At 34.7% G+C, this 26,120-nt stretch carries 21 protein-coding genes; 20 read left to right on the top strand and 1 reads right to left on the bottom strand.

The features are described 5' to 3' along the window. Positions 1 to 15: 15 nt before the first annotated feature. The 12 genes from BM077_RS12380 to BM077_RS12325 all read left to right on the top strand — a co-directional run bounded on the left by BM077_RS12380 (position 16) and on the right by BM077_RS12325 (position 11,931). A complete protein-coding gene (locus tag BM077_RS12380; protein ID WP_089750811.1) occupies positions 16 to 1,179 on the top strand; it encodes a putative DNA modification/repair radical SAM protein in 1,164 nt (387 codons plus the stop codon). A 66-nt stretch (positions 1,180 to 1,245) separates the two neighbouring features. Beyond that, positions 1,246 to 1,494: a CopG family ribbon-helix-helix protein gene (locus tag BM077_RS12375; RefSeq protein ID WP_089750809.1), complete on the top strand. Its 249-nt coding sequence runs from the start codon at positions 1,246 to 1,248 to the stop codon at positions 1,492 to 1,494. Then, positions 1,475 to 1,888, top strand: a complete 414-nt coding sequence (locus BM077_RS12370) for a type II toxin-antitoxin system VapC family toxin (protein WP_089750807.1) — start codon at positions 1,475 to 1,477, stop codon at positions 1,886 to 1,888. Before BM077_RS12375 ends, BM077_RS12370 begins: the two co-directional genes overlap by 20 nt. Before the next feature lie 29 nt (positions 1,889 to 1,917). Beyond that, on the top strand, positions 1,918 to 2,679 hold the full coding sequence (locus BM077_RS12365; protein ID WP_176941732.1) for a DUF4130 domain-containing protein: 762 nt from the start codon (positions 1,918 to 1,920) through the stop codon (positions 2,677 to 2,679). Between the two features lie 313 nt (positions 2,680 to 2,992). Continuing rightward, positions 2,993 to 3,406 (top strand): type VII toxin-antitoxin system MntA family adenylyltransferase antitoxin, encoded by a 414-nt coding sequence (mntA, locus tag BM077_RS12360; RefSeq protein ID WP_255361642.1) that lies wholly within the window; start codon positions 2,993 to 2,995, stop codon positions 3,404 to 3,406. Continuing rightward, the gene (gene hepT / locus BM077_RS12355) at positions 3,402 to 3,818 is read left to right on the top strand and encodes a type VII toxin-antitoxin system HepT family RNase toxin (RefSeq protein ID WP_176941734.1); all 417 of its coding nucleotides are present in this window, start codon (positions 3,402 to 3,404) and stop codon (positions 3,816 to 3,818) included. Before mntA ends, hepT begins: the two co-directional genes overlap by 5 nt. 71 nt (positions 3,819 to 3,889) lie before the next feature. Further along, a complete protein-coding gene (rfbD, locus tag BM077_RS12350; RefSeq protein ID WP_089750802.1) occupies positions 3,890 to 4,729 on the top strand; it encodes a dTDP-4-dehydrorhamnose reductase in 840 nt (279 codons plus the stop codon). 59 nt (positions 4,730 to 4,788) lie between these two features. Continuing rightward, a complete protein-coding gene (locus BM077_RS12345) occupies positions 4,789 to 6,543 on the top strand; it encodes a 5'-nucleotidase C-terminal domain-containing protein (RefSeq protein WP_176941731.1) in 1,755 nt (584 codons plus the stop codon). A gap of 184 nt (positions 6,544 to 6,727) precedes the next feature. Next, entirely contained in the window at positions 6,728 to 7,804 is a 1,077-nt protein-coding gene (locus BM077_RS12340) for a mannose-1-phosphate guanylyltransferase (RefSeq protein ID WP_089750796.1), read from the top strand. A gap of 119 nt (positions 7,805 to 7,923) precedes the next feature. After that, complete coding sequence (gene galU / locus BM077_RS12335) at positions 7,924 to 8,841, top strand: UTP--glucose-1-phosphate uridylyltransferase GalU (protein WP_089750794.1); 918 nt, start codon at positions 7,924 to 7,926, stop codon at positions 8,839 to 8,841. 81 nt (positions 8,842 to 8,922) lie between these two features. Then, a complete protein-coding gene (locus tag BM077_RS12330; protein WP_090003558.1) occupies positions 8,923 to 10,656 on the top strand; it encodes a phospho-sugar mutase in 1,734 nt (577 codons plus the stop codon). Between the two features lie 21 nt (positions 10,657 to 10,677). After that, the gene (locus BM077_RS12325) at positions 10,678 to 11,931 is read left to right on the top strand and encodes a GumC family protein (protein ID WP_089750790.1); all 1,254 of its coding nucleotides are present in this window, start codon (positions 10,678 to 10,680) and stop codon (positions 11,929 to 11,931) included. Between the two features lie 128 nt (positions 11,932 to 12,059). Here the strand turns inward: BM077_RS12325 and manA are convergent, their stop codons facing one another. Continuing rightward, positions 12,060 to 13,073, bottom strand: a complete 1,014-nt coding sequence (manA, locus tag BM077_RS12320; protein WP_089750788.1) for a mannose-6-phosphate isomerase, class I — start codon at positions 13,071 to 13,073, stop codon at positions 12,060 to 12,062. Between the two features lie 306 nt (positions 13,074 to 13,379). Between manA and BM077_RS12315 the strand changes: the two genes are divergently transcribed. The 8 genes from BM077_RS12315 to BM077_RS12275 all read left to right on the top strand — a co-directional run. Beyond that, positions 13,380 to 15,518, top strand: coding sequence for a SpoIID/LytB domain-containing protein (locus BM077_RS12315; RefSeq protein ID WP_176941730.1), 2,139 nt, complete (start codon positions 13,380 to 13,382; stop codon positions 15,516 to 15,518). 173 nt (positions 15,519 to 15,691) lie between these two features. Then, a complete protein-coding gene (locus tag BM077_RS12310) occupies positions 15,692 to 17,665 on the top strand; it encodes a glycoside hydrolase family 15 protein (RefSeq protein ID WP_089750784.1) in 1,974 nt (657 codons plus the stop codon). A 33-nt stretch (positions 17,666 to 17,698) separates the two neighbouring features. Then, on the top strand, positions 17,699 to 19,054 hold the full coding sequence (locus BM077_RS14095; RefSeq protein ID WP_255361641.1) for a PHP domain-containing protein: 1,356 nt from the start codon (positions 17,699 to 17,701) through the stop codon (positions 19,052 to 19,054). A 278-nt stretch (positions 19,055 to 19,332) separates the two neighbouring features. Beyond that, complete coding sequence (locus BM077_RS12295) at positions 19,333 to 20,898, top strand: sodium:solute symporter family protein (RefSeq protein WP_218124694.1); 1,566 nt, start codon at positions 19,333 to 19,335, stop codon at positions 20,896 to 20,898. Between the two features lie 214 nt (positions 20,899 to 21,112). Beyond that, positions 21,113 to 22,441 carry a phenylacetate--CoA ligase family protein gene (locus BM077_RS12290; RefSeq protein ID WP_338140367.1) on the top strand — a complete coding sequence of 443 codons (1,329 nt, stop codon included), beginning with the start codon at positions 21,113 to 21,115 and terminating at the stop codon, positions 22,439 to 22,441. A 210-nt stretch (positions 22,442 to 22,651) separates the two neighbouring features. Beyond that, a complete protein-coding gene (locus tag BM077_RS12285) occupies positions 22,652 to 22,993 on the top strand; it encodes a hypothetical protein (RefSeq protein WP_089750779.1) in 342 nt (113 codons plus the stop codon). Positions 22,994 to 23,020: 27 nt separating this feature from the next. After that, entirely contained in the window at positions 23,021 to 24,037 is a 1,017-nt protein-coding gene (locus tag BM077_RS12280) for an RHS repeat domain-containing protein (protein ID WP_089750777.1), read from the top strand. A gap of 5 nt (positions 24,038 to 24,042) precedes the next feature. Then, on the top strand, positions 24,043 to 26,120 hold a 2,078-nt coding region (locus BM077_RS12275; protein WP_143079004.1), incomplete at its 3' end, for a hypothetical protein.

The raw sequence follows: 26,120 nt of genomic DNA, 5'->3' as shown, positions 1-26,120 counted from the left end.
AAATGAGGTGAAAATATGGAACTACTTGAAAAATTAAAGATTTTAGGCTCAGCGGCTAAATACGATGTCTGTGCAACCACAGCTAATAGGTCTGACAATCGAAAGCGACCTTGGGGCAAACTTCCTTCTAGTGGAATCTGTCATAGTTTTACCCCTGATGGGCGTTGTATATCCTTATTTAAGGTCTTAATGACCAATGAATGTGTCTCTGACTGTGCTTATTGTCCGAATCGTTTCGACCAAAATATTCAGCGAGTTTCTTTTACTCCGGAAGAATTAAGTAAGCTTTTCATGCAGTTTTACGAACGCAACTATGTCTCTGGATTATTCTTAAGTTCAGGAATAGCAATTAATCGGCAAAGGACTTTAGAGAAGATGCTAAAGGCCATCGAAATTTTACGTTATCAACATAAGTTTAAGGGCTATATCCATCTAAAGGTCTTACCAGGAGCAAGTCAAGAATACATAGAAAAAGCAGTTGAACTCTCTGATAGGCTATCAATCAATGCTGAAGTTCCTAATAATGAATATTTACATAAGCTTTCAGAACTTAAAGATTTCAATAATGATATTGTAGAACCGATGAAATTGATCGATAACTTAAGTCAAAAGAAAAATTATATTACCCAATCTACCCAATTCATTGTGGGAGCAGCCGGGGAAAAAGATAAAGAGATCTTAGCTACCACCAATCAACTTTATAAAGATGTAGGACTCAGAAGAGCCTACTTTAGTGCTTTTCAGCCTATAAAAGGAACCCCTTTAGCAAAGAATAACTCATCTTCGGTTAAGCGAGAACATCGACTTTATCAAGCTGATTTCTTATTAAGGAAATACGATTTTAATTTTAATGACCTTATATTTGAAGAGAACGGACAATTATCAGAAAACATAGACCCTAAATTAGCAATAGCTTTAAATAAGGCAGATAAATTTCCTTTAGAGATTAATAAAGCTTCCTATCATGAACTCCTTGAAGTACCAGGAATCGGTCCTGTATCAGCCAAAAGGATAATAAGAGGAAGAAAGAAATTTTCTATAAAAACCCTTAATCAACTAAAAAACATAGGAGCAGTCACCAAACGAGCAGCACCTTTCATCACCATCAACGGCAAAAAAGTTGGGGACATAGATAATCTTTTAGCTAACAAAGAGTATAAGCAATTGAGTCTTTTTTGATTTCACAACTATGATTGACATTTCATCATAGTTGTAATACAATATGTAATACAGGAGGTGCTACCCATGATTAGTGTAAGATTATCTAAGGAATTAGAAGAGAAAATTAACTTATTATCTCAGCAAAAAGACCTTACTAAATCAGATATAGTTAAAGAAGCGCTTGAAATGTATATTGAAAAAGAAGAAGAACAAAAGAAACCATATGAATTAGGCGAAGAGTTTTTTGGCAAATATGGTAGCGGTCAAGGGGATTTATCTACACAATATAAAAAGAAAGTGAGCGAAAAGATAAATGAAAAGATGTCTGATTGATGCCGGTCCATTAATCGCATTATTTGATAAGGATGACAAGTATCATCAACCTATTAGAGAATTTCTAAGGACATATGAAGGACGTTTATATACTTCATGGCCAGTCATCACCGAAGTGCTGCATATGTTGGATTTTAATGTTCAAGTACAGATTGATTTTCTAAAATGGATAGAAAGAGATGCTTTAAGTGTAATTCAAATTGCCAAAGAAAATATATCAAGGATTATTCAATTATCAAACAAATATTCAGATGTGCCAATGGATTTTGCAGATGCAACATTAATTATATTATCAGAGTTAGAAGGCATTAAAGAAATTATTTCGATTGATACAGATTTTTATATTTATCGAAATATCAGAAATGAATATGTAAAAAATATTTTCGCTTATTAACCGATAATATTCATATGGAGGTCAAAGAAATGTATATCGCTACTTCAACTTTAGAATCAATCCTAAAAGCAATCATGTTGAGCAAATTAGCAGACAACGCAGCTATTATCCATCAAAAGCAACAAAAGAACAGCTTATTTCAAACAGGTACTAAAGTTGATAATTACGATTTTAAAACAGTATATCTAAAGTATATTCAAGAATATAAACGAATAGAGTGGTTAGAAGCAGGTAAGATAAATGCTTTACAAAAAAGCATCTTCTTCTATGATCGTCATCAGCAAGTCTCCTTTGGTTTAATGGTTAAGGTCTGCAAACAAGCTTTAGAGCAGGGAGTAGGTTATGTTCTCTCTAAGGTCTCCAACGAAGCTTGTAAATTTCGAGAGCAAGCAAGCTCTGTAAAAAAAGAGTTGCACCGAATGCATGGGTTCATACGTCTAACCCCCTGTGGTGATAGCAGAATAATGACTGGATATGCAGAACCAGAACATAATATCGGTGACTTAATAGTTGCTCGTTTTCGAAAGCAGTATCAAGACAAGGTAATAATTATTAACACACCGGATAATACATATATAGGTGATGAAAAAGGAGTTTACATCTCCAAAGTTCCTAGTAAAGATTTTTCTAAACTCGTAGAGGAAGAGCAAAGTAAAGATGAATTTAAAGAATACTGGTTAACTTACTACAAGTCTCAATTCATAGAAAGTAGAAAAAATCGCCGCCTAGCCATGCAGAATTTGCCACAAAAATATTGGTCTTGGTTGGCTGAAGGTCAATGTATGGAATGAAATTATTACATCCCCCTTGCTAACTCCAACAACACTCTACGATTTTCCATAAAATACTCATCTAGCTTATTCGCAGGCAGAGGTCCTTCAATCTGTTCATCACCTATCTCAATAGTAAACCCAGGTTTTTTGAACTCTTTAATAAACCAGTCTTTATATCCAGCAGCTTTCTTCTTAGGTTTAGTGTTTTCCTTTGGAGGTTCATTTTGACAACCTATAAAGCTTAGAAAGACATAACTTAAACTTAATAATTAACAAGAAAAATTTGTTAACACATATAAACTATTATATAATAAGCACAAGAGGTGGTTAGATGAGAAAAACAATGAATATAAGTAGTGACAAAATAGAACTAATCAAATCTTTTTTAATAGATGAATTATCACCTACATTAATATATTTATTTGGATCTTTTGCTAAAGGCGTTGGAAGACCAGATAGTGATATAGATATTGCTTTTTTATCTCAAAAGAATTTAGATGAATACAAAGTATTTTTAATAGCTCAAAAGTTAGCTGATCAGTTAAACAGAGAAGTTGATTTAGTAGATATTAATAAAGCTTCAACCGTCTTAAAAGCTCAGATTATACAAGGAAAGTTAATCTATAACGCTGATAATCTAAAAAAGATGAACTTTGAACTGGAAACCATGAAGAAGTATGCCAAGTTAAATGAAGAGAGACAAGTGATAATTGATAATTTAAAGAGAGGTGTCGTTAGTGATTGATGATGTTCTACTAAATAAAAATGAAACCATAAAAAGATGTATAAGAAGAATTAGCGAAGAGTATCAAGATAATCCCGAAAATTTAAAAAATCATACTAAGCAAGACTCAATAATATTAAATTTACAAAGATTATGTGAAGCAGCTATCGATACTGCAATGCATGTAGTAGCAGAATTAAAGCTTGGTATTCCCCAAAATAGTAGAGATGCTTTTGAAATGTTATACGAAAACGAGATTATTGACTCTAAAATGACAGAGAATCTCAAGGCAATGGTCGGTTTTAGAAATATAGCAGTGCATGACTATCAGAAAGTAAACTTAAAAATAGTACAGGCAATTGTAGAGAATGAAATTGATGATATATTAGAATTTTCTCAGGTGATTTTGGACACTTCTTATAAAGATAGATGAGTTACTCAACACTTTCATGATACCCACATATAGTAGATAGTGAGTGTTAAAATCTATCGCGAGGTGGTATTATGAAAATTTTAGTTACCGGTGCTAAAGGCCAACTAGGCAAAGCTTTAACCAAGACTCTTGCTGATAATAATCACCAAATACTAGGTATTGACCGAGACGATTTTGATATAACTAATAGAAGTAAAGTCTGGCAAGCAATCCGAAAGTTCAATCCTGAGCTGATCATTCATTCCGCTGCTATGACCGATGTAGATGGTTGTGAGGAAGATCCAGACGTGGCTTATCGAATTAATGCCTTAGGGACTCAGAATTTAGTGCTGGCTTGTCAGCAGTCGGATATTGAACTACTTTACATTAGTACCGATTTCGTCTTTTCCGGTCAGCAGACCAAGCCTTACCTTGAATTTGACCCTCCTAATCCAATAAGCATCTATGGAAAGAGTAAATTAGCTGGTGAAGAATATGTGCGTAATTTATTGAATAGATATTATATCGTCAGAACCTCATGGCTTTATGGTGATGGTCATAACTTTGTCCGCACTATGCTTCGTTTAGCAAAGGAACGAGATTCCTTAGAAGTAGTAGATGACCAGATAGGCACTCCTACCTATACTTATGACTTAGCTAAAGCTATTACAGAGCTGATAAGAAGTAACTTATATGGGACCTACCATGCCTCCAATGCCGGTAGTTGTACCTGGTATCAATTTGCTAACAAGATATTTGAATTGAAAGAGATAACCATCAAAGTAAAGCCTATAACTTCAGAACAGTTAGATCGACCAGCCAAACGTCCTTCTTATTCAGTACTTCATAACTTTCTTCTAGAAAACCAGAATCTATATATAATGCGTCACTGGGAAAAGGCTTTAAAAGATTACGTGCTAAAGAAGGAATAAGTCAATTAATTGAAGAAAAATATAAAAAAGGGAATAAATTCATTTAAGGGGGAAGAATGATGTTAAAGAAAGTAGTACTTGTTCTTTTATTATCAACTCTGTTATTAACACCTACTCTTTTTGCTGCTCCAAAGCAAGTTACTATCTTACATACTAATGATACGCAAGGAATTATTGCAGCTAACAAGCAGAAAAATGAGTTAGGATTTGTGAAACTTACTACTTTAGTAAGTAAGTTAAAGACAAAGAATGCTACTATCTTACTTGATGGGGGAGATAGCGTAGCAAAAGGCGTATTAGCCGAGGAGTTTTATGGAGAAAGTGCGGTTAAAGCGATGAATAAAGTTAATTATGATGCGCTAGTGGCTGGAGGTAGTGAGATAAGCTATGGCTACTATCAGTTATTGCAATTAAATCGATTGAGTAACTTTCCAATCTTATCTGCTAATATCCGTAAGGATGGAGGCTTAGTCTTACCACCATATACAGTAATTGAACGGGCAGGTGTCAAATTTGCGGTACTGGGCCTTACATCAACAGATATTAAATATAAAGATATGATTACAGGGTTAAAGATACTCAATCCAGTAGATGTGGCTAAAGAGTACTTGCCAAAGTTAGAACCAAATGTAGACTTTACTATCGCTCTAACTAATTTAACCAATGAGAAAGTGATAGAGCAGTTAACAGGCTTCGATTTAGTTATTAAGCAGAAAAGTGAACTGAAACGATTAAGAGCCATAGAGAAGATAGAATTAGCTGTCGAAGGAAGTAAAGTCAAAAAGCTAGATTCAACCTTAATTAAGTCTAAGAATTTGATGCAAGGGAAGCAAGCATTAGTTGATAACCAGAAGCTTAAGTTTTTAAGTAGTTATTATAATAATGCTGATTATCATCTTCCAGAGATCGACGAAGAAGCATTAGATAAGGCTGTAGAAAAACTAAATAAGACTATGTTACCTTCACAGATAAGTAAATCAGAGATTCTAAAGGCAGTACAAAGGAATAAAGAGGACAAGTCTAAAAATAGAAAGCAACCTAAGGTCAAAGAAGCATTTAAGCAAAAAGAAACTAAAGTGCAAAAGCAGAAACCAAAACAGAAGTTAAAGCCAAAGCAAGAAGAAGTTAAGGTAAAAGTAAAAGATATCAATGCTAAACAGCTAATAGCTGACTCAATAGCAAATAAGATAGGTGTTAATTTAGTCTTAGTAAGTAGTGAACAGGTCAACTGTTCTAAACAAGACGGCAAAGCAGTAATCAAACTACCAGAAAGAGAAGACATAATAGTCAAAAGGATCTCAGGAACAACATTACGGGAAGCTTTAGAGAAGGCGGTAGCTTCTTATCCTAATGCAAATGATGAATTCTTACAATTAGCTGGAATTGAAGTCAAATTTGATGCTAATAAACCATCAAATAATAGAGTCGTTTATGTAAAAGTTAATGGTAAAGAACTCCATAATGCAAAAGAGTATAAGGTCGCTTTCAATAGTTCAGTATTAAATGAAGGTAGCCGTTATCTATCATTATTAGAGGATGAGCCGACTATTAAGAGGACTAATATCTCTCTTAAGAAAGCATTAGAAGAATATATTGCTCTTAGCCGTGAAGATAATACTCCGCCTCAAGTAACAGGTAGTATTAAACAGATCACACTTAAAAAGGATATTAGCAGTAAGTATATAGTAAAAGAAGGCGACACTCTATGGGAGATTGCAAATAAATTTGATATTACTATCGATAGACTACTTGAATATAATCAGATATCTAATCCAGATTTAATCATCGTTGGGCAGACTATCTATATTCCATAATATTTAACTCTTAAGCCTCCTAATATTAGGAGGCTTTTACTCTATGTAGGGGTTATAATTTGAATTTAGTAAAATGATTCATAATTATAAAAGGAAATTGTAGAACTTTTACAGAATAAGTAACTTAGAACTTGTGATAGGTAGAACTATTTTGATATTAATTTAGTTTGAAAGGAGATATATAATGATTACACCACTAATTATGGCTGGAGGCATTGGTAGTAGATTCTGGCCATTGAGCAGGAAGGATAGACCAAAGCAGTTTTTAAACTTAGTTGATGATGATAAGAGTATGATTCAGGCAACAGTAGATAGAATTAGTCGATTGACTGATGAAGAGAGTATATTTATTGCTACTAACCAGGATTATGCAACTGCTATTCAAAAACAGTTACCAACACTAGCAGAAGATAATATCATTGTCGAGCCTATGGGGAAGAATACAGCTGCTTGTATCGGCTTAGCAGCTATCTATATAGAACAAGAATATCCAGATGCAGTGATGGTTGTACTACCTTCTGATCATTTAATCAAAGATGAAGTAACTTACTTAAAGTTAGTAGAAAAGGCAGCCGAAGTAGCTAAGTCAGGAGAGAATCTAGTAACTATCGGTATTGAGCCAACTCATCCCGAGACCGGTTATGGTTATATACATTATGATCAAGATAGTGTTCAGGGAAAAGATGAGAATATATTTAAAGTTAACGAGTTTACCGAAAAACCTGACCGCAAAAGAGCAGAAGAGTTTCTGCAAGCAGGTAATTATCTATGGAATAGCGGTATGTTTCTTTGGAAGGTTTCTACTATCCGGAAGATGTTCAAAGAATATATGCCTAAGTTAGACCAGAGTTTAGAAAAGATGAAAAGGGCAATCGGTACTGAAGATGAATTTGTCGTATTGACTGAGGAATTTGAAAAGCTAGATAGTATCTCTATTGATTATGGAATTATGGAAAAAGCAGATAATATCTATGTATTGCCTGGTGACTTTGGATGGGATGATGTAGGTAGCTGGCCTGCCTTAGAGCGTCTTAAAGAATTAGATAAATATAATAATCTAATCAAAGGAGAACATATCGGTATTGAAACTAAAAATTCAATTATCCATGGCAATGGAAAACTTATCACTACCGTCGGTTTAGATGATGTAGTCATTGTCGATACCGAAGACGCACTCTTAATCTGTGATAAGAAGAAAGCACAGGAGATAAAAGAACTGAGAAGAAAATTAGCAGAAGCTGGGTTTGAAGATTGCTTGTAAATTCAATTAGCAATTGACAATTGACAGTTGACAATTAAAATGCTTTAAATAAGTGAATTGTGCAATTAGATCTCGAGCATAATTAACACGTTCAATAAATCTTAAGGAGGCTACTTAAAATGAAAGTCAAAAAAGCAGTTATACCAGCGGCAGGATTAGGAACTAGATTCTTGCCAGCAACTAAAGCACAACCAAAAGAGATGTTACCAATTGTTGATAAACCAACGATTCAATATATAGTAGAAGAAGCAGTAGAGGCAGGAATAGAAGATGTAATTATCATTACTGGAAGACATAAGCGAGCTATAGAAGACCACTTCGATAAGTCATTTGAACTAGAAGTTACTTTAGAAGAACAAGGTAAGATGGAGCGTTTAAAGATAGTACAAGATATTTCTAACTTAGTAGATGTTCACTATGTTCGTCAAAAGGAGCCATTAGGTTTAGGACATGCTATCCTTTGTGCTAAGACTTTTGTTGGCAACGAGCCATTTGCTGTCTTATTAGGTGATGATATCGTAAAAGCTAAGAAACCGGTTACTAAGCAATTAATTGAGGCTTTTGAAGAGAAAGAGTCTACAGTTATCGGGGTACAACGAGTACCAGATAAATTAGTCCATAACTATGGGATAGTTGACTATTCTAATGGAAATGGAGACGACTATCAGGTACAGGACTTAGTAGAAAAACCAGCTTTAGAAGAAGCACCATCAAATATAGCTATCTTAGGACGTTATGTAATTACGCCAGCTATCTTTGATATCCTAGAGAATACTGACCCAGGTAAAGGTGACGAGATTCAACTAACTGATGCCCTTAAGACCTTATTAGGTCAAGAAGAAGTTTATGCTCATGTCTTTCAAGGACGACGTTATGATATAGGGAATAAATTAGGTTTTCTAGAAGCAGTCGTAGAATTCGCTTTTGACCGTGACGATATTAGGGATGACTTCAAAGATTATTTATTAGGTTATCTACAAACAGAGCTAAAAGATGACTTTTATAAAGAAGTAGCATCAACACAAGAAATAAAGTAATCTAATAATTAATAATAGGTGTTATCAATTGATTATGCAAGAGCTTATATTTCGCTTATTTATGTAAAGGAGGTTATAACTATGTCTTATCGCGATAGATATCAAGAATGGTTAGAAAACGATTATTTTGACACAGAAACTAAAGAAGAATTAAGGAGCATTGCTGATGATGAAACCGAAATTGAAGATCGTTTCTATACTGACCTTGAATTTGGAACCGGGGGCTTACGTGGTATCATCGGTGCTGGAACGAACCGTATTAATAAGTATACGATCCGTAAAGCTACCCAGGGTTTGGCTAACTATATATTAAATCAAGGTGATGAAGCTAAAGGAGTAGTTATTGCTCATGATTCACGGTTTAAATCAAGAGAATTTGCTTTAGAAACAGCAGCGGTTCTAAACGGCAACGGAATTAAGGTCTATCTCTTTGATGAATTAAGACCAACGCCAGAGTTGTCATTTGCAGTTAGAGAATTAGAAGTTACGGCGGGAGTTGTGATTACTGCTAGTCATAATCCGCCGGAGTATAATGGTTATAAGGTATATTGGAGTGATGGGGGACAGATAGTGCCTCAGCGAGCTGAAGAGATCATAGCTGAGATTAAAGAGATTGATGACTTTGCTATGATTAAGCGTCAATCTAAAGAAGGAGCAATAGATGAAGGATTATTTGAGATGATAGGTTCTAGCATTGATGATAAGTATATAGCTAAACTTAAAGGCTTGATTACTAATCCAGAGTTTATTAACGAAAATGGCTCAGAACTTGATATTATCTATACTCCTATCCATGGAACCGGTAACAAATTAGTACGCCGAGCGTTAAAAGAGGTTGGCTTTAGTAATGTACGGGTAGTTTCTGAACAGGAAGCTCCAGACCCTGAATTTCCTACGGTTGACTATCCGAATCCTGAAGAGGCCGAAGTCTTTAACTTAGCTTTAGATATGGCGAAGAAAGACCCTGCTGATTTAATTATGGGGACTGATCCTGATGCTGATCGGCTAGGGGTTTTGGTGCAGGGTGAGACAGGAGACTACATCTCACTAACTGGTAATCAGATAGGTATATTATTGACCGATTACCTTTTATCCCAGCAACAGACACAAGGTGCCTTATCAGACCAAGGTGTTATCGTAAAGACGATAGTAACTACCGAGATGACCAGAGCTATTGCTAAGGAGTATGGAGTAGAAGTAATCGATACTCTGACCGGTTTTAAGTTTATTGGCGAAAAGATAAAAGAGTTTGAAGAAAGAGGAGATAAAGACTTTATACTTGGTTTTGAAGAGAGCTATGGTTATCTAGTGGGGACTTTTGTCCGGGATAAAGATGCAGTAATAGCAGCAACCTTAGTGGCTGAGATGGCAGCATACTATAAGCAAGAAGGATTGACTTTATACCAACGATTAAATCAGTTAATGGATAAGTATGGTCATTATTTAGAGGACTTAGAATCAATCGTACTTAAAGGCAAGACTGGGCAAAAGAAGATAGAGAAGATATTAGAGACACTACGGACTAAAAGACCAGAAGAGATCGCTAATAAGAGAGTGGATGTAATCAAAGACTATCTAGTTAGTAAGAAGTATAACTTAAGAGAAGATACAGAATCGACATTGAATTTGCCAGAAGCAAATGTGCTTCAATTTTTATTGGAAGATAATAGTCTTTTAACGGTTAGACCATCGGGAACGGAACCAAAGATTAAGATCTATTTTACTGTAGTTGGTGATGACCAAGAGCAATCTGAGGCTAAATTAAAAGATTTTAAGTCTGCAGCTCTAAAAATGGTGCAAGGGATTATAGATTAGTTTTAGAAGGAGGAAATAATAGTGAATAATGATGAAAGAAGAGTAGTAGTTAATGAGGAAAGGTATTATGATGAATATGAGATCGATTTAAGAGAATATATTAATCTATTATGGGATGGCAAAGGAATCATTATTGGATTATTCATAGCGGCCATATTAATTGCAGGGTTAGTTAGTCAGTTCTTTATTGCACCAGTTTATCAGACAGAGGCACAATTTTTAGCCCCTTCTTTCACTTTGTTAAGTAATAAAGAGATAGGTAAGGGTGAATATCTGTCCTTCTTTAAGAATGCTGGTATAGAAGAAAAAATAATAAATGAGTTTAATTTAAAAGAACGGTCTGAAACTTCTATTAAAAATCTTGAAAAGTCAGCCGAATTAAGTATTAAAGAAGATACTAATTTAGTAACAGTCAATTTTAAGGATAATGACCCACAATTAGCCCAAAAGATATTAAATAAGTGGTTATATCTATTTCAAGAACGTGTAATAGGTTTTATAGAAGAAAATAATAGAGGATATCTTCAAAACCTAAAGACTAGTATGAATAAGATTAAAAGAGATTATAAAATTGCTTTAAACAAATGGACTGATTTTAAAAAGCGGATTAACTTACAATTATTAGTTTCTCAACTTCAAAATAAGCAACAGAGATTAATTAGTTTTCAAGAGAAGGTAGCTAATTTAAAGATGAAAATTAAAAGCAATAATTCACAGTTAAAGGAAGTTGCAAGTCAATTAAACAGTATTAATCAATTCTTAGTAACTGAAGAAAGAATTAGTGAAGGAAGTTTAAGAAAACTAGAGTTAATTATTAAGGATGAAAAGCTGATAAATAGTTTAATCACAGAAAATGAAATATTAAATCCGTTATATAACAGATTACAACAGCAGAAGAGTAATTTAGAAGAACAATTAGTTGCTGCAGAATCAGAATTAGCTTCTTCTACATCAGAGGTTAAAGAATTAAAGCAGGATATAGCTAATTTGCAGAAGCAAGTAGCTGATTATAGACAACAAGAAGAGCTATTACAAGATAGCTTAAAAACAAGCAGAAATAATTATCAAAGTGCTAAAGTAGCATATAACAAAGCTAGGCAACGATTGAATCAAGTGACTTATCAAATTAATATAGTAAATTCAGCTATAGCTCCGCAAAATCCAGTTAGCCCTAATACAAAGCTTAATATAGCTATTGCTGGGGTTTTGGCTTTAATGCTTGGCGTCTTCATTGTCTTCTTTAAAGAATTCATGGCTGAAGACGGTATTGAATAGGAATAATTAGTGGAGGTTTAAATTAAGAGAGTACAATATTTTAATTTTGGGCAAAAAATATATTTGAAATTAAATTAGATAGTCGATATATTTCGAATTTGAAGTATATCGACTATTTTTATAAGAGTTTATAAAAATTCTGCTGCTCCTCCAATTTGAGCAACTTCTTCTTTAGAAAGGCCATCATCAAGCAATTGGGTAACTAAGTCCCCCGGTCTATTAGTAATATATGACTTTAAGATTTCAGCTTCTCCTTGAATAGTATACTTATTTAATGCTGCAGGGATTAGTACTGTTTCTCCCTTATTAAGCCGTATTACACTAGAATCATATTCAATTTTAGCTTGACCATCCAAACAGAGTAATATTTCGAATCTTTCTTTTTTTAGCTCACCGATGAACTTATCACTTACGATTAGTCTTTCAACAACAAAGTATTCGCAGATAGCTAGAATCTCACGTTGGTATCTATCAGTACTATATTTAATGCTTTTAGATTTTTCATATCTTGTCCTGTCAAAGTCAATAACATCTAAAGCTTTATCTATATGGAGTGCTCTAGGTTTGCCATCATTACCTAGTCGGTTCCAGTCATAGACACGATAAGTAGTGTCCGAGTTCTGTTGGATTTCCGCTAGCAAGATTCCGGATTTAATTGTATGGACCGTTCCAGTCGGTATGAATATGATATCCCCTTTTTTTACTGGAATACTATTTAGCTTATTGACTAACGTGTCGTTATCAATACTATTAGTGAACTCTTCTTTAGTAACTTCTTCTTTAAGTCCATAGATCAGTTCAGCACCAGGTTCAGCGTCAATAATATACCACATTTCGGTTTTGCCTAATTCACCGTCTTCATACTTAGCAGCATATTCATCATCAGGGTGAACCTGTACCGAAAGCCGATCATTAGCATCTAAAATTTTGACTAACAGAGGGAATTTATCATAATTATCTTTACTGATTTCAGTACCCATAATTTCAGTCCAGTATTCATTAACTAGCTCAGTTAAACTTCTATCTTTGAAATGACCATTAATAACAACACTATTTCCATTCTCATGCGCAGCTAATTTCCAACTTTCGCTACCCCAGATTTTTTCTTTATAGATCGGTTTAAACTTTAATGGATAGAACATTATAACACCTCATTTTATTTATAATATGTTATCGGTTGAATAAATCTGATATTTAAGAGGTTAGTTTGGAGTTTGAATTGACGATTGACAATTGACAATTGACAATTGACAATTAAAACCATTGAACCTCAATTTCAATCTTAATCTTAATCTTAATCTTAATCTTAATCTTAATCTTAACCTCAGTCTCAACCTTATTATTTCTATATAACAAAATATTTTCCTTGAATTACTAGTTAAAATTTTAATAATAAAGATTGTGAATTGATATAGATTAAGATATAATTATAATATGGAGGGATGAGGGTGATTAATACAGAAAGAAGCAGAAACTTACTATTTATTACAGTTATATTCTTTTTAATATTATTTACAGTAACTTTCGTCTTTAAAACTAAGAATCAAAACTTTACTTTAGCCTATAAGTATAACTTAAATCAGTTAGAAAAAGAGGCTGAACTGAAGTATTATCAAGGTAAATACGAGGAGAGTATTCAACTATATAAGAAGATATTAACAGAGTCGAAGACTGATTTAGAAGCTAGGAAGAATCTAGCTGTTCTCTATACCACAATTAATGATTATCAGGCGGCAATTGAAGAGTATCAGCAGGTAGTTAAAGCTGGAACTGAAGATTATTTAGTATACTATAGTTTGGGGGAACTTTATTATAATCTAGGGAAGTATCAGCAAGCACTCCCATATTTAAAGAAGGCGGTAAGAAATCTAAATGATCAGGAAATCTTAACATCAGCTTATCTATATTTAACTCAGATCTACCGTAATCAAACAGAGTATCAATTAGCTTTAGATGCTGTTAATGAAGCTTTGGAATTAGATTCTGATACAGCGATGGCTTATTATTATCTTGGGTTAATTAAGGATGACTTAGGTCAGAGAGAAGCAGCGATTGATGCTTATAAGAAAGCTCTTAATAAAGATGGTAGCTTTGAAAATATACACCTTAATTTAGCCGAAGACTATTTGAAATTAAAAGAATACAAGTTAGCAATTAGTAAATATAAAGAAGTTTTAGCTGATAATCCAAGGCATCTATTGGCTAAGAGGAGGCTGCAGTTTTTAAAGGATTTAAAACCTAAATTATTCTTACCTCCGGAGCAAGAGAAAGAAGAGGAAAAAGAAGAGCAAGAGAAAGTATTAGAAAAGAAGGTTACTTTCGCCCAAATAGAGCCGGTACCGAATAAGGGTGATTTACCACAGTTAAGAATTGGTTTAGCTGAAGCAAGAGAGTATTTAGCCTTTAGAGTTAAATCGCAATTTGTTATTAAGAGGAAGGATACTCAAGAGATTCTTTTTAAAGGTAAAGCGAAAGAACCGTGGCAGTTAGTTGCTCAAGAAGATGGAAGAGTAAAACTCTTAGATAAAGAAGGCAACTTAGAGCAGCAATTTTTTGAACCAGTAATTATTGAAGCTCAAGGTGAAGCAGCACCGATCTTGCTTCATAATATAAAGTATGGTCAAGGCTATTATTGGGCTGGGCAAGAAGATCGGCAGTATCGTGGGGAGATTGAAATTAATCCAAATAGTGATTCATTTACAGTCATTAACTTAGTGAATCTAGAAGCCTATCTATATTCTGTAGTACCATCGGAGATGATGGCAAGTTGGCCGTTAGAAGCTTTAAAAGTGCAAGCGGTAGCTGCAAGGAGTTATACACTCTTTCATTTAGGTAAACATGCTGAAGATGGTTATGACTTATGTGCTACAGTACATTGTGCATCTTATCGAGGTATAACTCGAGAACATCCTAATTCAACTAAGGCAGTTAATGAGACTTTAGGTGAGGTTATGACCTATGAAGGAAAGCCAGTTAATGCTGTTTATAGTGCTAATTCCGGTGGGCATACTGAAAGTAGTGCTGATGTCTGGGGCGGTAAGGTTCCGTATTTACAAGGAGTGACTACGACCTTGACAAGTGGACAGAGTGCAACTAAAAAAGGAGATTTAAAGAGAGAATTTCCACTACCTCCTTATGAGTTACAGAATTGGTTAAAGAGTTCTCCACAGTCTTACTCTGCTCAGTTAAGTTATGGAAGCCCTAATCGTTATCGATGGCAACGAATCATTAAAGCTGAGGATATTGCTGATAAATTAGAGGTTGGTAAGGTTAAGAGGTTAATACCTATCTCTAGGGCTGAAGGAGGTACAGTTAAAGCGATTCGAGTAGTAGGAACAACTGGAGAAGAAATAATTGAGCGAGGTTTACGTTCTTTCTTTGGTGGTTTAAGGAGTAGTCGGTTCTTTATTATTACGCAGTATGGAAATGATGGCCTACCAGAACAGTTCATCTTTTATGGTGGCGGCTGGGGACATAATGTAGGAATGGATCAGGTAGCAGCGGCTAATATGGCCCAAGCAGGTTATAATTATGATAGAATTTTGCTTCATTTCTATAGCGGAGTAAAGTTAATAGATAAATATTAGGAATAAAATTGACCGCTAGTCTAATCAGGCTGGCGGTCTTTACATAATTGACAGTTTAAATTATTATTGCTATAATATGCAGAAAGTAACAACGGGTATAAGACAATTGTAGCAATCATAATCATAGGACAACAGGATTAAAATAATGAATAAGGAAAAGGGGAAATTTACTTATGGCTAGAGATTTAGTGATTGGTAATGGAAATATCTTAATTAACTTTGATCAACATGCAATTATGAGAGATTTCTATTATCCCTATGTGGGATCTGAGAATCATTTGAATGGTCATAAAATGAGAATAGGAGTTATGATTGATGACAATTTTTATTGGGTAGATGAGAGTTGGGAGCAGGAACTAGGATATAAAAAGAATAGCTTAGTAACTGACACTACTCTAATTAATTCAGAAGCAGAATTAGAATTAGAGATGATCGATGCGGTTCATTATAATCAAGATATCTACCTTAAGAAGGTTAAAGTAAAGAATCTAAGTGAAAAAGAGCGCAGTTGTAAATTATTCTTCTCCCATGACTTTCGGATTTCTGGTTCAGATATAGGGAATACGGCTCTGTATGAGCCTATGTTACAAGGAGTTATGCATTATAAAGGCAAACGTTACTTCTTAATTAATGGTCAAAATGGAACAGATGGTATCTATAATTATTCTACGGGAATTAAAGGCTTTAAGGGCGCCGAAGGAACTTGGCGCGACGCTGAAGATGGAGATTTAGCTAGTAATCCGATTGCTCAGGGCTCTGTGGATAGCACTATCAGTTTTAAATTGAAACTATCTTCTAATGGGAGTAGTGAAGTTGATTATTGGATAGCTGCAGGAACTAAGTACCAAGAAGTTAAGGATTTGAATAATTATGTCTTGGAGCACGGAATAGATAAGCTTATTAAAGAGACTGATAATTATTGGTCTTCTTGGGTTAATAAGAATGGTGCATGCTATATTCCCAGTGTAGAAATTCCTGAAGAATGGCAGAAATTATTTAACCGGAGCTTACTGACCGTTAGAACCCAGATAGATAATCGTGGTGCTATTACGGCGGCTAATGATTCTGATATCTTGGACTTTAATCGTGACCATTATAGCTACCTATGGCCTAGGGATGGTGCTTTAGTTGCTTATTACCTTGATCAAGCTGGCTATCATACGGTTACTGAACGTTTCTTTAATTTCTGCAAGGATGTTATTAATCCTGATGGTTATCTATTACATAAATATAATCCTGATGGCTCGGTTGGTTCTAGTTGGCATCCTTGGATTAGGGATGGCAAAATTCAACTACCGATTCAAGAGGATGAAACAGCTTTGGTAATCTTTGCTTTGGGTAATTATTATCGCCAAAGTGGGAATCTAGAATTTATCCAACAGCTATACGAACCTTTAATTAAGAAAGCCGCTGATTTTCTTGTTGATTATAGAGATCAAAAACTGAAGTTACCACGACCTAGTTATGATCTTTGGGAAGAAAGAAGAGGTATCTTAACCTTTACTACGGCAGCAGTTTATGGTGCTTTGCAGGAAGCAGCTACTTTTGCTGATATGTTCGGTGACAAAAAGAAAGTTGACAGATATCAAAAAGCAGCTCAGGAGATTAAAGAAGGCATGTTAAGTCATCTATATGATCAAGATTTAGGTAGGTTTATAAGAATGATTAGTACTGTAGATGATCAGATCATAAATGATGAAGCTGTTGAAAGTAGTCTCTTTGGAGTTTATTACTTTGGTGTTCTGCCTCCTGATGATCCACGCGTAGTCAATACGATGCAAGCGATTGAGGAAAAGTTATGGGTAAAGACAACAGTTGGTGGCATAGCGAGGTATGAAGGAGACTATTATTTTAGAAGTACTGATTATTTAGAAAGAGTGCCAGGTAATCCATGGATTATCTCTACCTTGTGGTTAGCTGATTGGTATATAGAGATAGCCAAAGGTAAAGAGGACTTAAAGCGAGCTGAAGAATTAATTAATTGGGTTGTCGATCATACTTATAGTGATAATCTATTACCCGAACAGATCCATCCTTACAAGAATGAAGGACTATCGGTAGCTCCTTTAACCTGGTCACATGCTACTTTTGTTGGTATAATGATTAAGTATCAGAATAAATTAGCCGAATTTAATAAGAAGTGCTAAGCAAAGAATAGAATAGGAGATGGAGGTTAAAAGATGAAGAATGTAGATCTACACTTACATACTACTGCTTCTGATGGTTCATTTACTCCCCAGAAGTTAGTTGTAGAAGCAGAGAAGAAAGGGTTTAAGACGATTGCAATTACTGATCATGATACATTAGCAGGAGTTGAGCCAGCTATGGCTCAGGCTAAGGAGCTAGGATTGGAAGTGATTGCTGGGATTGAGTTTACCACTTATGTTGGAGATAAGGAAGTTCATATCTTAGGTTACTATGTTGACTATCTCGATAAAGATTTATTAGCTAAATTAACTGAATTGAAAGAATTTCGGCGTAGACGAGGCGAAAAGATGGTAGATAAGTTAAATGAATTAGGGATAGAGGTATCCTGGGAAAGAGTAAAAGAGATTGCAGATTCTGGTGCCGTAGGTAGACCCCATATTGCTCGAGCTTTGGTAGAGGCTAAGCAGGTTAAGGATATATCAGCTGCCTTTGATAAGTATATCGGTGATAACGGCCCGGCTTATGTACCTAAAGCTCAATTGACGCCAAAAGAGGCAATTGAGATCATTAATCGAGCTGGGGGAGTATCTGTCTTAGCTCATCCAAGTCTATTAAAGGATGATCAACTAGTAAAGAAGATAATCGAAGCGGGGATTGAAGGCTTAGAAACTTATTATTCTAAGCATGACCAATCTGCGACTAGTAGATATCTTAAATTAGCAAAGAAGAATGGCTTATTAACTACCGGTGGGTCTGATTGTCATGGCCCCAAGAATAAAGACGAAGTTCTTTTAGGAACTATTAAAGCACCAGATTGGATAATTGCTGACTTAAAAGAGAAGTATAGAAAGAAGAATAATATCGGGTCAATAGATCTCAGCAAGTATCTTCAGTTGTATCCTAATACTTCTGGTCTGTATCCGGCCAAATTACAAGAACTAGGAGCAGAGTATCATAAGAAAGGTTATATGACTAAAGACGAGCTATATCGCCTAGCTCATCTAAATTCAACTCGTAGCTCTTACCATGTTAAGAAGAACTCTCTTTATCGTGTCGAAAAGATAACAGAGATCGTCTATCAACTAGAAGATGAATTTGCCCAATTAACGCTACTAGCCAGTCTATCTGGAGTTGGAGTTCCAACAGCGTCAGCCATCCTAACTAGCTTAGACCCAGAGAAGCATTGTGTAATTGATACTAGAGTCTGGGCAACCCTTTGGCGAATCGGCTATTTTGATACAGAGAAAGAATCATTCACAGCAGATGATTACTTAAAGATTATAACTATCGTTAGGCGATTATCAATGGAGGTAGATTTGACAGTAGCAGAGATAGGTTATGCACTCTTTGCGTATGATGTAGAGCATAGGGAAGGAAACTTGCACTAGTGCACATAATTAATTGCTGACGCCCAAAAATTTTGTATTAATTATGAAATTTGTTTCTTTAATAAAATCCATCTAACAAGAAGGAAAATTAAAGCATTTATAGAAAGATAAATAATTAGTAGGAGTAAAAGGAAAGTGTTGTATCACTAAGAGTAGGTTGTTAGTAGGTCTGTAGGGATATGGTAGTTGAGGAGTAGCAGCAGTTAAAAGTTAGCTGTTGAGCATAATCAATTGATTATGCACATTTTAGCTTCATAGTAGACTCTATAAATAGTAGGATGAAGAAAGAATATCTTTATGGAGAACGGAAGGAAGGTAGGTTGTTAAAAATGATTAAATATGGTATTTTAGCGTTATTTGCAGGTGGTTTATTGTTTTTGAGTTATTTAAGTATGAAGAAGGTGAGTACGCTTAACGATTATTTTCTTGGTGATAGAAGTATTGGTCCGTGGGTTTCGGCCTTTACTTATGGCACTACTTACTTTTCAGCTGTCTTATTTATCGGTTATGCTGGAAAGATAGGTTGGGGCTTTGGATTATCTGCGTTGTGGATTGCGGTTGGTAATAGTGTGGTTGGAAGTCTATTAGCCTGGAAAGTATTGGCTAAAAGAACACGGCAGATTACAATGAGGTTAGACGCAATGACTATGCCGGAATTTTTAGAGAGTAGGTATCAATCATCAGGCTTAAAGATATTCTCTTCTTTAATTATCTTTATCTTTCTTGTACCTTATTCTGCGTCAGTCTATATGGGCTTAAGTTACTTCTTTGAACAAGTATTTGCAATTCCTTATATTTGGGCATTAGCAATTATGGTAGCGTTAACTGCTTTATTTCTGCTTTTAGGCGGTTATTTAGCGGTGGCAATTACCGATTTTGTGCAGGGAATTGTGATGGTTATCGGTATTGTAGTGATGATTTATTTTATTCTTACTCATCCAGCAGCCGGTGGATTGGCTGGTATTTGGGATAGCTTGAAGCAGGTTAATCCTGAGTTAGTAGATATAGTAGGGCCTCCAGGATGGATTCCTCTCTTATCTTTAGTAGTCCTAACTAGTTTAGGGAGTTGGGGCTTACCACAGATGGTTCAGCGTTTCTACACAATTAAAGATGAAAAATCAATTAAAGCGGCTATGATTGTAGCTACTCTCTTTGGAGTTTTGGTGACGGGGGCAGCTTACTTTATCGGGGCGACAACCCATGTCTTCTTTGACCAATTGCCGTTAGTTAATGGTGTAGCCAATGCTGACTTATTAATTCCTCAATTAATAGTTAAGGTGATGCCAGAAGCTGTGGCCTTCTTAATCTTATTACTAGTTCTCTCAGCTTCGATGTCAACCTTATCTTCACTCGTTTTAGTTTCTAGTTCTACTTTAGCAATTGATCTATTTAAAGGATTTATTAAACCAGATATGTCTGATAAGCATAGTATGTTATTGATGAGGCTCTTATGCTTAGCTTTCGTCTTATTATCATTTGTAATAGCCATCACAAGACCAGCGGTTATATTAACTTTAATGGCTGTTTCTTGGGGAACAGTGGCCGGCTCCTTCTTAGCGCCATATTTATATGGTCTATATTGGTCAGGGATTACGAAGGTAGGTGCTTGGAGTGGGTTAATTAGTGGTTTAGGAATCTCTTTAGGTTTATCAGCATACTTTCAGATGAAAGCTCAATATATACCACTAATCGGCTCCCTAGCAATTTTAATTCCTTTAGTAATCGTACCAATAGTCAGTCTATTAACTCCAGGTTATGATAAGCAGCATTTAAAGCAGGTATATGGTGAGTATTATGAAGAAGATAGTAATTTTAAAGTTAAAGAGTTGATTAGTAGGAGATGATTTCATCTAAAATCTAGCAAAGAAACTCCATCTAAATCTTGTTTTTGAGAGTGAGTGTAGCAGGTCCCTCAAAATCGGCACGTCCTGTGCCTTTCGGGACACTAGAGCGTCCATGCTCGTCGGAGGCGAAGCGAACGACAAGCGGTGGAATCATATTGACGGCATATATGCAGTGTGTTATCAATTGATTGATGTAAGATCCTTATTTTGTAGAATGGTAGGAAAGGAGAGTAAAATAATGATTTGGGATACAGAGTGTGAACAGATAAGTAGGGAGCAGTTAAAAAGATTACAATTAGAAAGATTAAAGCAGGTAGTTAGTTATGTTTATGAAGAAGTCCCTTTTTATAGAGAACGTTTCGATGAAGAAGGTGTTAAACCAAAAGATATTCAGACTTTAGACGACTTAAGAAAGTTACCTTTTACTACTAAAGATGCGTTAAGAGAGCATTATCCTTATGGTCTCTTTGCAAGAAAGATGAAGGATATCGTTAGGGTGCATTCATCATCAGGAACTACCGGTAAACCAGTAGTAGTCGGTTATACAGCTAACGATTTAGAAACTTGGTCTGATCTGATTGCAAGGATTGTTACTCAAGCTGGAGTTACTGATGAGGATATAGTACAGATCTGTTTTGGTTATGGTATGTTTACTGGTGGTTTTGGTCTGCATTATGGCTTAGAAAAAGCAGGTGCAACTGTCGTTCCTGCTTCGGCAGGGAATACTGAACGACAGATTATGATGATGAAAGATTTTGGCACAACCGCTTTAGTTAGTACTCCTTCATATGCATTATATATCGGTGAGGTCGCCCAAGAAATGGGGATTAATCCTCATGATTTAGGTATTAAAACCGGACTCTTCGGCGGTGAACCTTGGACTGAAGAGATGCGTCGAGAGTTAGAAGAATTGTGGGGGATGAATGCAACAGATAATTATGGTTTAAGTGAGTTAATTGGACCTGGAGTGGCCGGAGAGTGTGTAGAAGGAGAAGGACTTCATATCTCCGAAGATCACTTCATTCCGGAAGTGATTGATCCTGAAACTAAAGAGCCAGTGGCACCAGGAGAAAAAGGAGAGTTAGTTTTTACTACGCTAACTAAGGAGGGGTTTCCGGTAATTAGATATCGGACGAAGGATATCTCTCGTTTAACAACTGAGCAATGTGTCTGTGGCAGAACGACTGCCCGCATGGAAAAGGTATCTGGCAGAACTGATAGTATGTTAATCATTCGTGGAGTTAACGTCTTCCCATCTCAGGTAGAGAGTGTGCTATTAGAAGTAGAGGAGGTAGCTCCTCATTATCAGATGATTATTAAACGGGAAGGACATCTAGATGAATTAGAGATTCAGGTTGAATTAAAGCCAGATCAATTTACAGGTAGCTTTCGTAATTTAGAAGAGATTGAGCGGAAGATATATAAGAAATTAAGTAGTGTACTATCATTACACCCAGAAGTTAAGCTATTAGAACCTAAGTCTTTAGAAAGAACAGTAGGCAAGAGCAAACGAGTAATAGATAAACGAATAGAAGCAAGTTGATAATCTGTAGGTCTATCTTTTTGGGTAGACCTTTTTTACTGTATAGGGAATTAATATTTCACATTTAATGGTAATTTTTTCTTGATTGATAAAATTAATTATAATATAATGTTATTGTAATTATATAACATATATAATTAAGTTTGGTAGAAAAGAAGTCGGTAAGCAAAAAAATTGAAAATAATTACTTATTAGGAAGGGAAAATCTAAATGCTTAATTTTAATTCAAAGTTTAAGACTTCATTAGGAATTCTGTCTATAATGGTTGTGGTTAATTTGATTTTATCTATTACACTTTTAAATAGTGGAGGTATAGGGATTTTAGGATATATTCTTATTTCAATGGGCTTAGTATTGATAGCGGGATTAATTATTGGTATTAAAATTAGGGAAGTACATTGGAAGACAGTAATTGTATTTTTGGTTATTGAAACTATGAGTTATAATAGCTTAAAGGAAAGTATTACTAGAGTAGCTATATTACTTATAGGTATGGCGATTGGAGTTTTTATAATGCGAATGAAGAAGAAAAGTTGGAAGATGAAGAGGTAGTTACTGAAAAGGGGAGAGATATAGAAAATGAGAAAAAAGACTAGACGAATAGCATTTGTATTAAGTATTTTAATGATTTTAGTGATGCTTACCGGATGTCAAGATAAGTTATTAGATGGCTCAGAGTTAGATATGTCAAAGTTAGGTCCTAATGAGAAGTATGTGGTAGCAGCAAGGATATATGAGAATATAGAGACAGGAGAGGAATATGTAAAAAGAAAATATGAGTATGACAAGTATGGAAATATGATAAAACAAACATCTTATAATGTGAAAGTATATAACTCAAAGGAGCCCAAAAAACTGATAAAGAGATGGGAATATGATAAGCATGGTAATATGTTAAAAAGGGTCTTTACAGGCTGGCAATATTTTTATCAAGAATATTCATATAATAGTCAAGGTCAAAAGATAGGTTATATTAAGAAGGATAAAAATGGTGAGACAGTAGAAGAGGCTGAATTTGAGTATTGGCAAAATGGTAATTTGAAACATGAAAAAATAGAAGATTTTCTAGGAAGAAGAAAAGAAATATTTTATAATCAACAAGGTGACCCAAAAGAAGGATTAATTATTAGCACGGAAGGGAAAAAGATAGAACTAAAATATAAGATAGATTATTATCCAAATGGTAATAAAAAGAAAAAGGTTAAAGAAGCAGTTTATAATGGAGAAACTATTAAAACAGAGGTTAGCGATTACAATAAAGAAGGTAAGAAAATAGAACATATAGAGAAAGAAGGTAACACAATATCATATTGGTGTGAACAAGAGTATAATAAAAATGGTGATTTAGTAAAGTTTATTTCTAAAGATAAAAATGGAAGAATAAAGAAGTACAAAGAGTATAAATACGATGTGAATGGTAATAAAATAAGATATTTAGAAAAAAGAAGGATAGATAATGAGTTAACATTAACAGGTTGGACTGAATCAAAATTTAAGAAAAATAAATATGAATTGTTTACTAGATTTAAAAAAAGAAATGGAGATATATTTCAGGTTTTCAAATATAAATACAAAAGAATAAAAGTAAAGGAGTGAAAAAAGTGGTAACGAAAATAGTTTATTATTATGCAGAAACAGATTCATATTGGATAAGAAAGAAAGACCAAGAGTATGGTGAAGGCAAACCTTTTGCTCACAATACATTATCAAATAATGCTACCAATGACCAATTAAATAAACAAGCAGAATTCTACACCAGAACAATCAACAACATCCAACAAGAAGAACAGAATAAAGCTCAACAAGCCTTCTTAGCATTAACTGACTTAGGTATCACAGCTATAGATTCATGGAATAGTGCTAGTGAGTTAATAACAGAAACTGGCGAACTTACATTTGATATTGCTAAGAAGCCATATCAACTAAAAGGTAGAACAGGCATAGGAAAGAATAATTACATCCCTTATTCTAAAGGGCATCCGATTTTATCTAAAGTTGGTGAAAAGGCAGTAGATGGTACCTTATTACACAGTGAAATAGAAGTAGAATTAGCAAATCGAGAGGTGGAAGGTGGCTTGATTAAGGATGAAGATATCAAAGTGGTGAATGAAAGGATATCAGGTAATATAGTAGGGGCAGTAATTAGTAAGACGAAGGATAGAGTAGAAGATATTAATAGTATGGTAGAGACAATCAATGAGGCTAAGAAGGTCTATGATAAATTTAATAAAGGTAAGAGGATAAATTTTGAGAAAGACTTAGCTAAAACAAAAGAATTTGGTCGAGAACAGTTAGGGGCATTCTTTGCGGTTTGGGCTCCAGCAATAGTTGAGGTAAAAGGTTGGGATAAGTATAATAATTTACAAAGCCTTGGGAAAGTAGAAAGGGCTAAGAAGATAGAAGAGTTCAAAAAAGACGTCCAATTAATCGTCAAATATAACAGGATTGCCGCCCATGTAATGGAGACAATGATGATGTTAGGGTCACTATTAATTCAAAGTACTATACCAATCGGGAAATTAGCTGGTTTAATTCTAATAGTCCTAGCTCAGCCTATCTCTAATTCGGTAAAAGAGATATTGATCAAAGAGAATAATGACCAAGGTAATGAATTAAGACTTGGGGATTATACAACGATAGTAATTAATAACATAGTAGAATGGTTCGATATGACTAGATTCGTAGGAGATAGTAATCTCTGTTTAAAACAAGAATATAATAATAGACCACTAATCCAAGAAAGAAGGATAGATGCTCCTGGATTAATCGCTGGTATGAAGGCGTTTATCAAAGATGGACCATTTGAGAAGTTATTTATTCAACTAGAAAATTTAGTGTTAGGTAAAGATATTAAAGCCTTTGATGCTAAAACCTATGGTCAACAGTTAGAAGAAAAGTATCACGTTGAAACTAAATTAAAAGATATAGCAATGCATTACGGACCATTAGCAACGATTGGGGAGTTTATTAAGGATAAAGATAAGGACTTTTCATTTGTTGCTTTTTTCGATTGTAAAGAAAAAGCAGCAACGATTATGGACAGAATTATCGAGAATACCTTTGAAAGAATAGATGGCAAAGAGAAATACCAAGTATATGCTTATAAAGAAGTAGAACATGCTAAGGATATCCCCCGGTTAATCCATTACAATAAAAGAAGCAAAAGTAATCAGATAGTAGTTTATCGAACTAAAGAACAGAAAGGGACTGCTCCAGTTTACTTTAAAAGAGCTGCCCCAGGCGCAGCCCAAATGTATAAAGCGGCAAATACTGAAACAAAAGTTGAAACTAGACCCAAACCATATTTAGAGCAATTAAAAAAGAGCTTTTCAAAAGGTCACTTAAGAAAGTTATTAAGGCAGAGGATAGAAGTAGGGTATGGTGAGTCATGGTATGATAATGACTATTACCATATGGTTTCATTAAAGAGTCTATTAAACAAAGAAGCGAAAGAATATGGACTAAATCTAGCAAAGGATGATATAAGTTATAAAGAGATATTAAATCAATATAATAATCGAAAGTTTATAAAAGAAGGTTTAGTAGGCAATGTCTTTGGTCAGGATGGTATGAAGTATGATTATATTATGATAGAAGATAGTCTCTTTGCTAAAGAGCCTAATTTTTTTGGACCTAACTGGAATATAATGTATGGCAGTATTAAGAATCAAGATAAAGA

It is taken from the genome of Candidatus Frackibacter sp. WG13 (assembly GCF_900114655.1).
Lineage (GTDB): Bacteria > Bacillota > Halanaerobiia > Halobacteroidales > Acetohalobiaceae > Frackibacter.
Note: the sequence above shows the minus strand (reverse complement) of the source record. Positions and strands in the feature narration are given on the sequence as shown.

Excerpts from the sequence above, each read along its gene's own strand:
- BM077_RS12380 (WP_089750811.1), top strand. The coding sequence starts at position 16 with ATGGAACTACTTGAAAAATTAAAGATTTTAGGCTCAGCGGCTAAATAC.
- BM077_RS12375 (WP_089750809.1), top strand. The coding sequence starts at position 1,246 with ATGATTAGTGTAAGATTATCTAAGGAATTAGAAGAGAAAATTAACTTA.
- BM077_RS12370 (WP_089750807.1), top strand. The coding sequence starts at position 1,475 with ATGAAAAGATGTCTGATTGATGCCGGTCCATTAATCGCATTATTTGAT.
- BM077_RS12365 (WP_176941732.1), top strand. The coding sequence starts at position 1,918 with ATGTATATCGCTACTTCAACTTTAGAATCAATCCTAAAAGCAATCATG.
- mntA (WP_255361642.1), top strand. The coding sequence starts at position 2,993 with ATGAGAAAAACAATGAATATAAGTAGTGACAAAATAGAACTAATCAAA.
- rfbD (WP_089750802.1), top strand. The coding sequence starts at position 3,890 with ATGAAAATTTTAGTTACCGGTGCTAAAGGCCAACTAGGCAAAGCTTTA.
- BM077_RS12345 (WP_176941731.1), top strand. The coding sequence starts at position 4,789 with ATGTTAAAGAAAGTAGTACTTGTTCTTTTATTATCAACTCTGTTATTA.
- BM077_RS12340 (WP_089750796.1), top strand. The coding sequence starts at position 6,728 with ATGATTACACCACTAATTATGGCTGGAGGCATTGGTAGTAGATTCTGG.
- galU (WP_089750794.1), top strand. The coding sequence starts at position 7,924 with ATGAAAGTCAAAAAAGCAGTTATACCAGCGGCAGGATTAGGAACTAGA.
- BM077_RS12330 (WP_090003558.1), top strand. The coding sequence starts at position 8,923 with ATGTCTTATCGCGATAGATATCAAGAATGGTTAGAAAACGATTATTTT.
- manA (WP_089750788.1), bottom strand. The coding sequence starts at position 13,073 with ATGTTCTATCCATTAAAGTTTAAACCGATCTATAAAGAAAAAATCTGG.
- BM077_RS12310 (WP_089750784.1), top strand. The coding sequence starts at position 15,692 with ATGGCTAGAGATTTAGTGATTGGTAATGGAAATATCTTAATTAACTTT.
- BM077_RS14095 (WP_255361641.1), top strand. The coding sequence starts at position 17,699 with ATGAAGAATGTAGATCTACACTTACATACTACTGCTTCTGATGGTTCA.
- BM077_RS12295 (WP_218124694.1), top strand. The coding sequence starts at position 19,333 with ATGAAGAAAGAATATCTTTATGGAGAACGGAAGGAAGGTAGGTTGTTA.
- BM077_RS12290 (WP_338140367.1), top strand. The coding sequence starts at position 21,113 with ATGGTAGGAAAGGAGAGTAAAATAATGATTTGGGATACAGAGTGTGAA.
- BM077_RS12285 (WP_089750779.1), top strand. The coding sequence starts at position 22,652 with ATGCTTAATTTTAATTCAAAGTTTAAGACTTCATTAGGAATTCTGTCT.
- BM077_RS12280 (WP_089750777.1), top strand. The coding sequence starts at position 23,021 with ATGAGAAAAAAGACTAGACGAATAGCATTTGTATTAAGTATTTTAATG.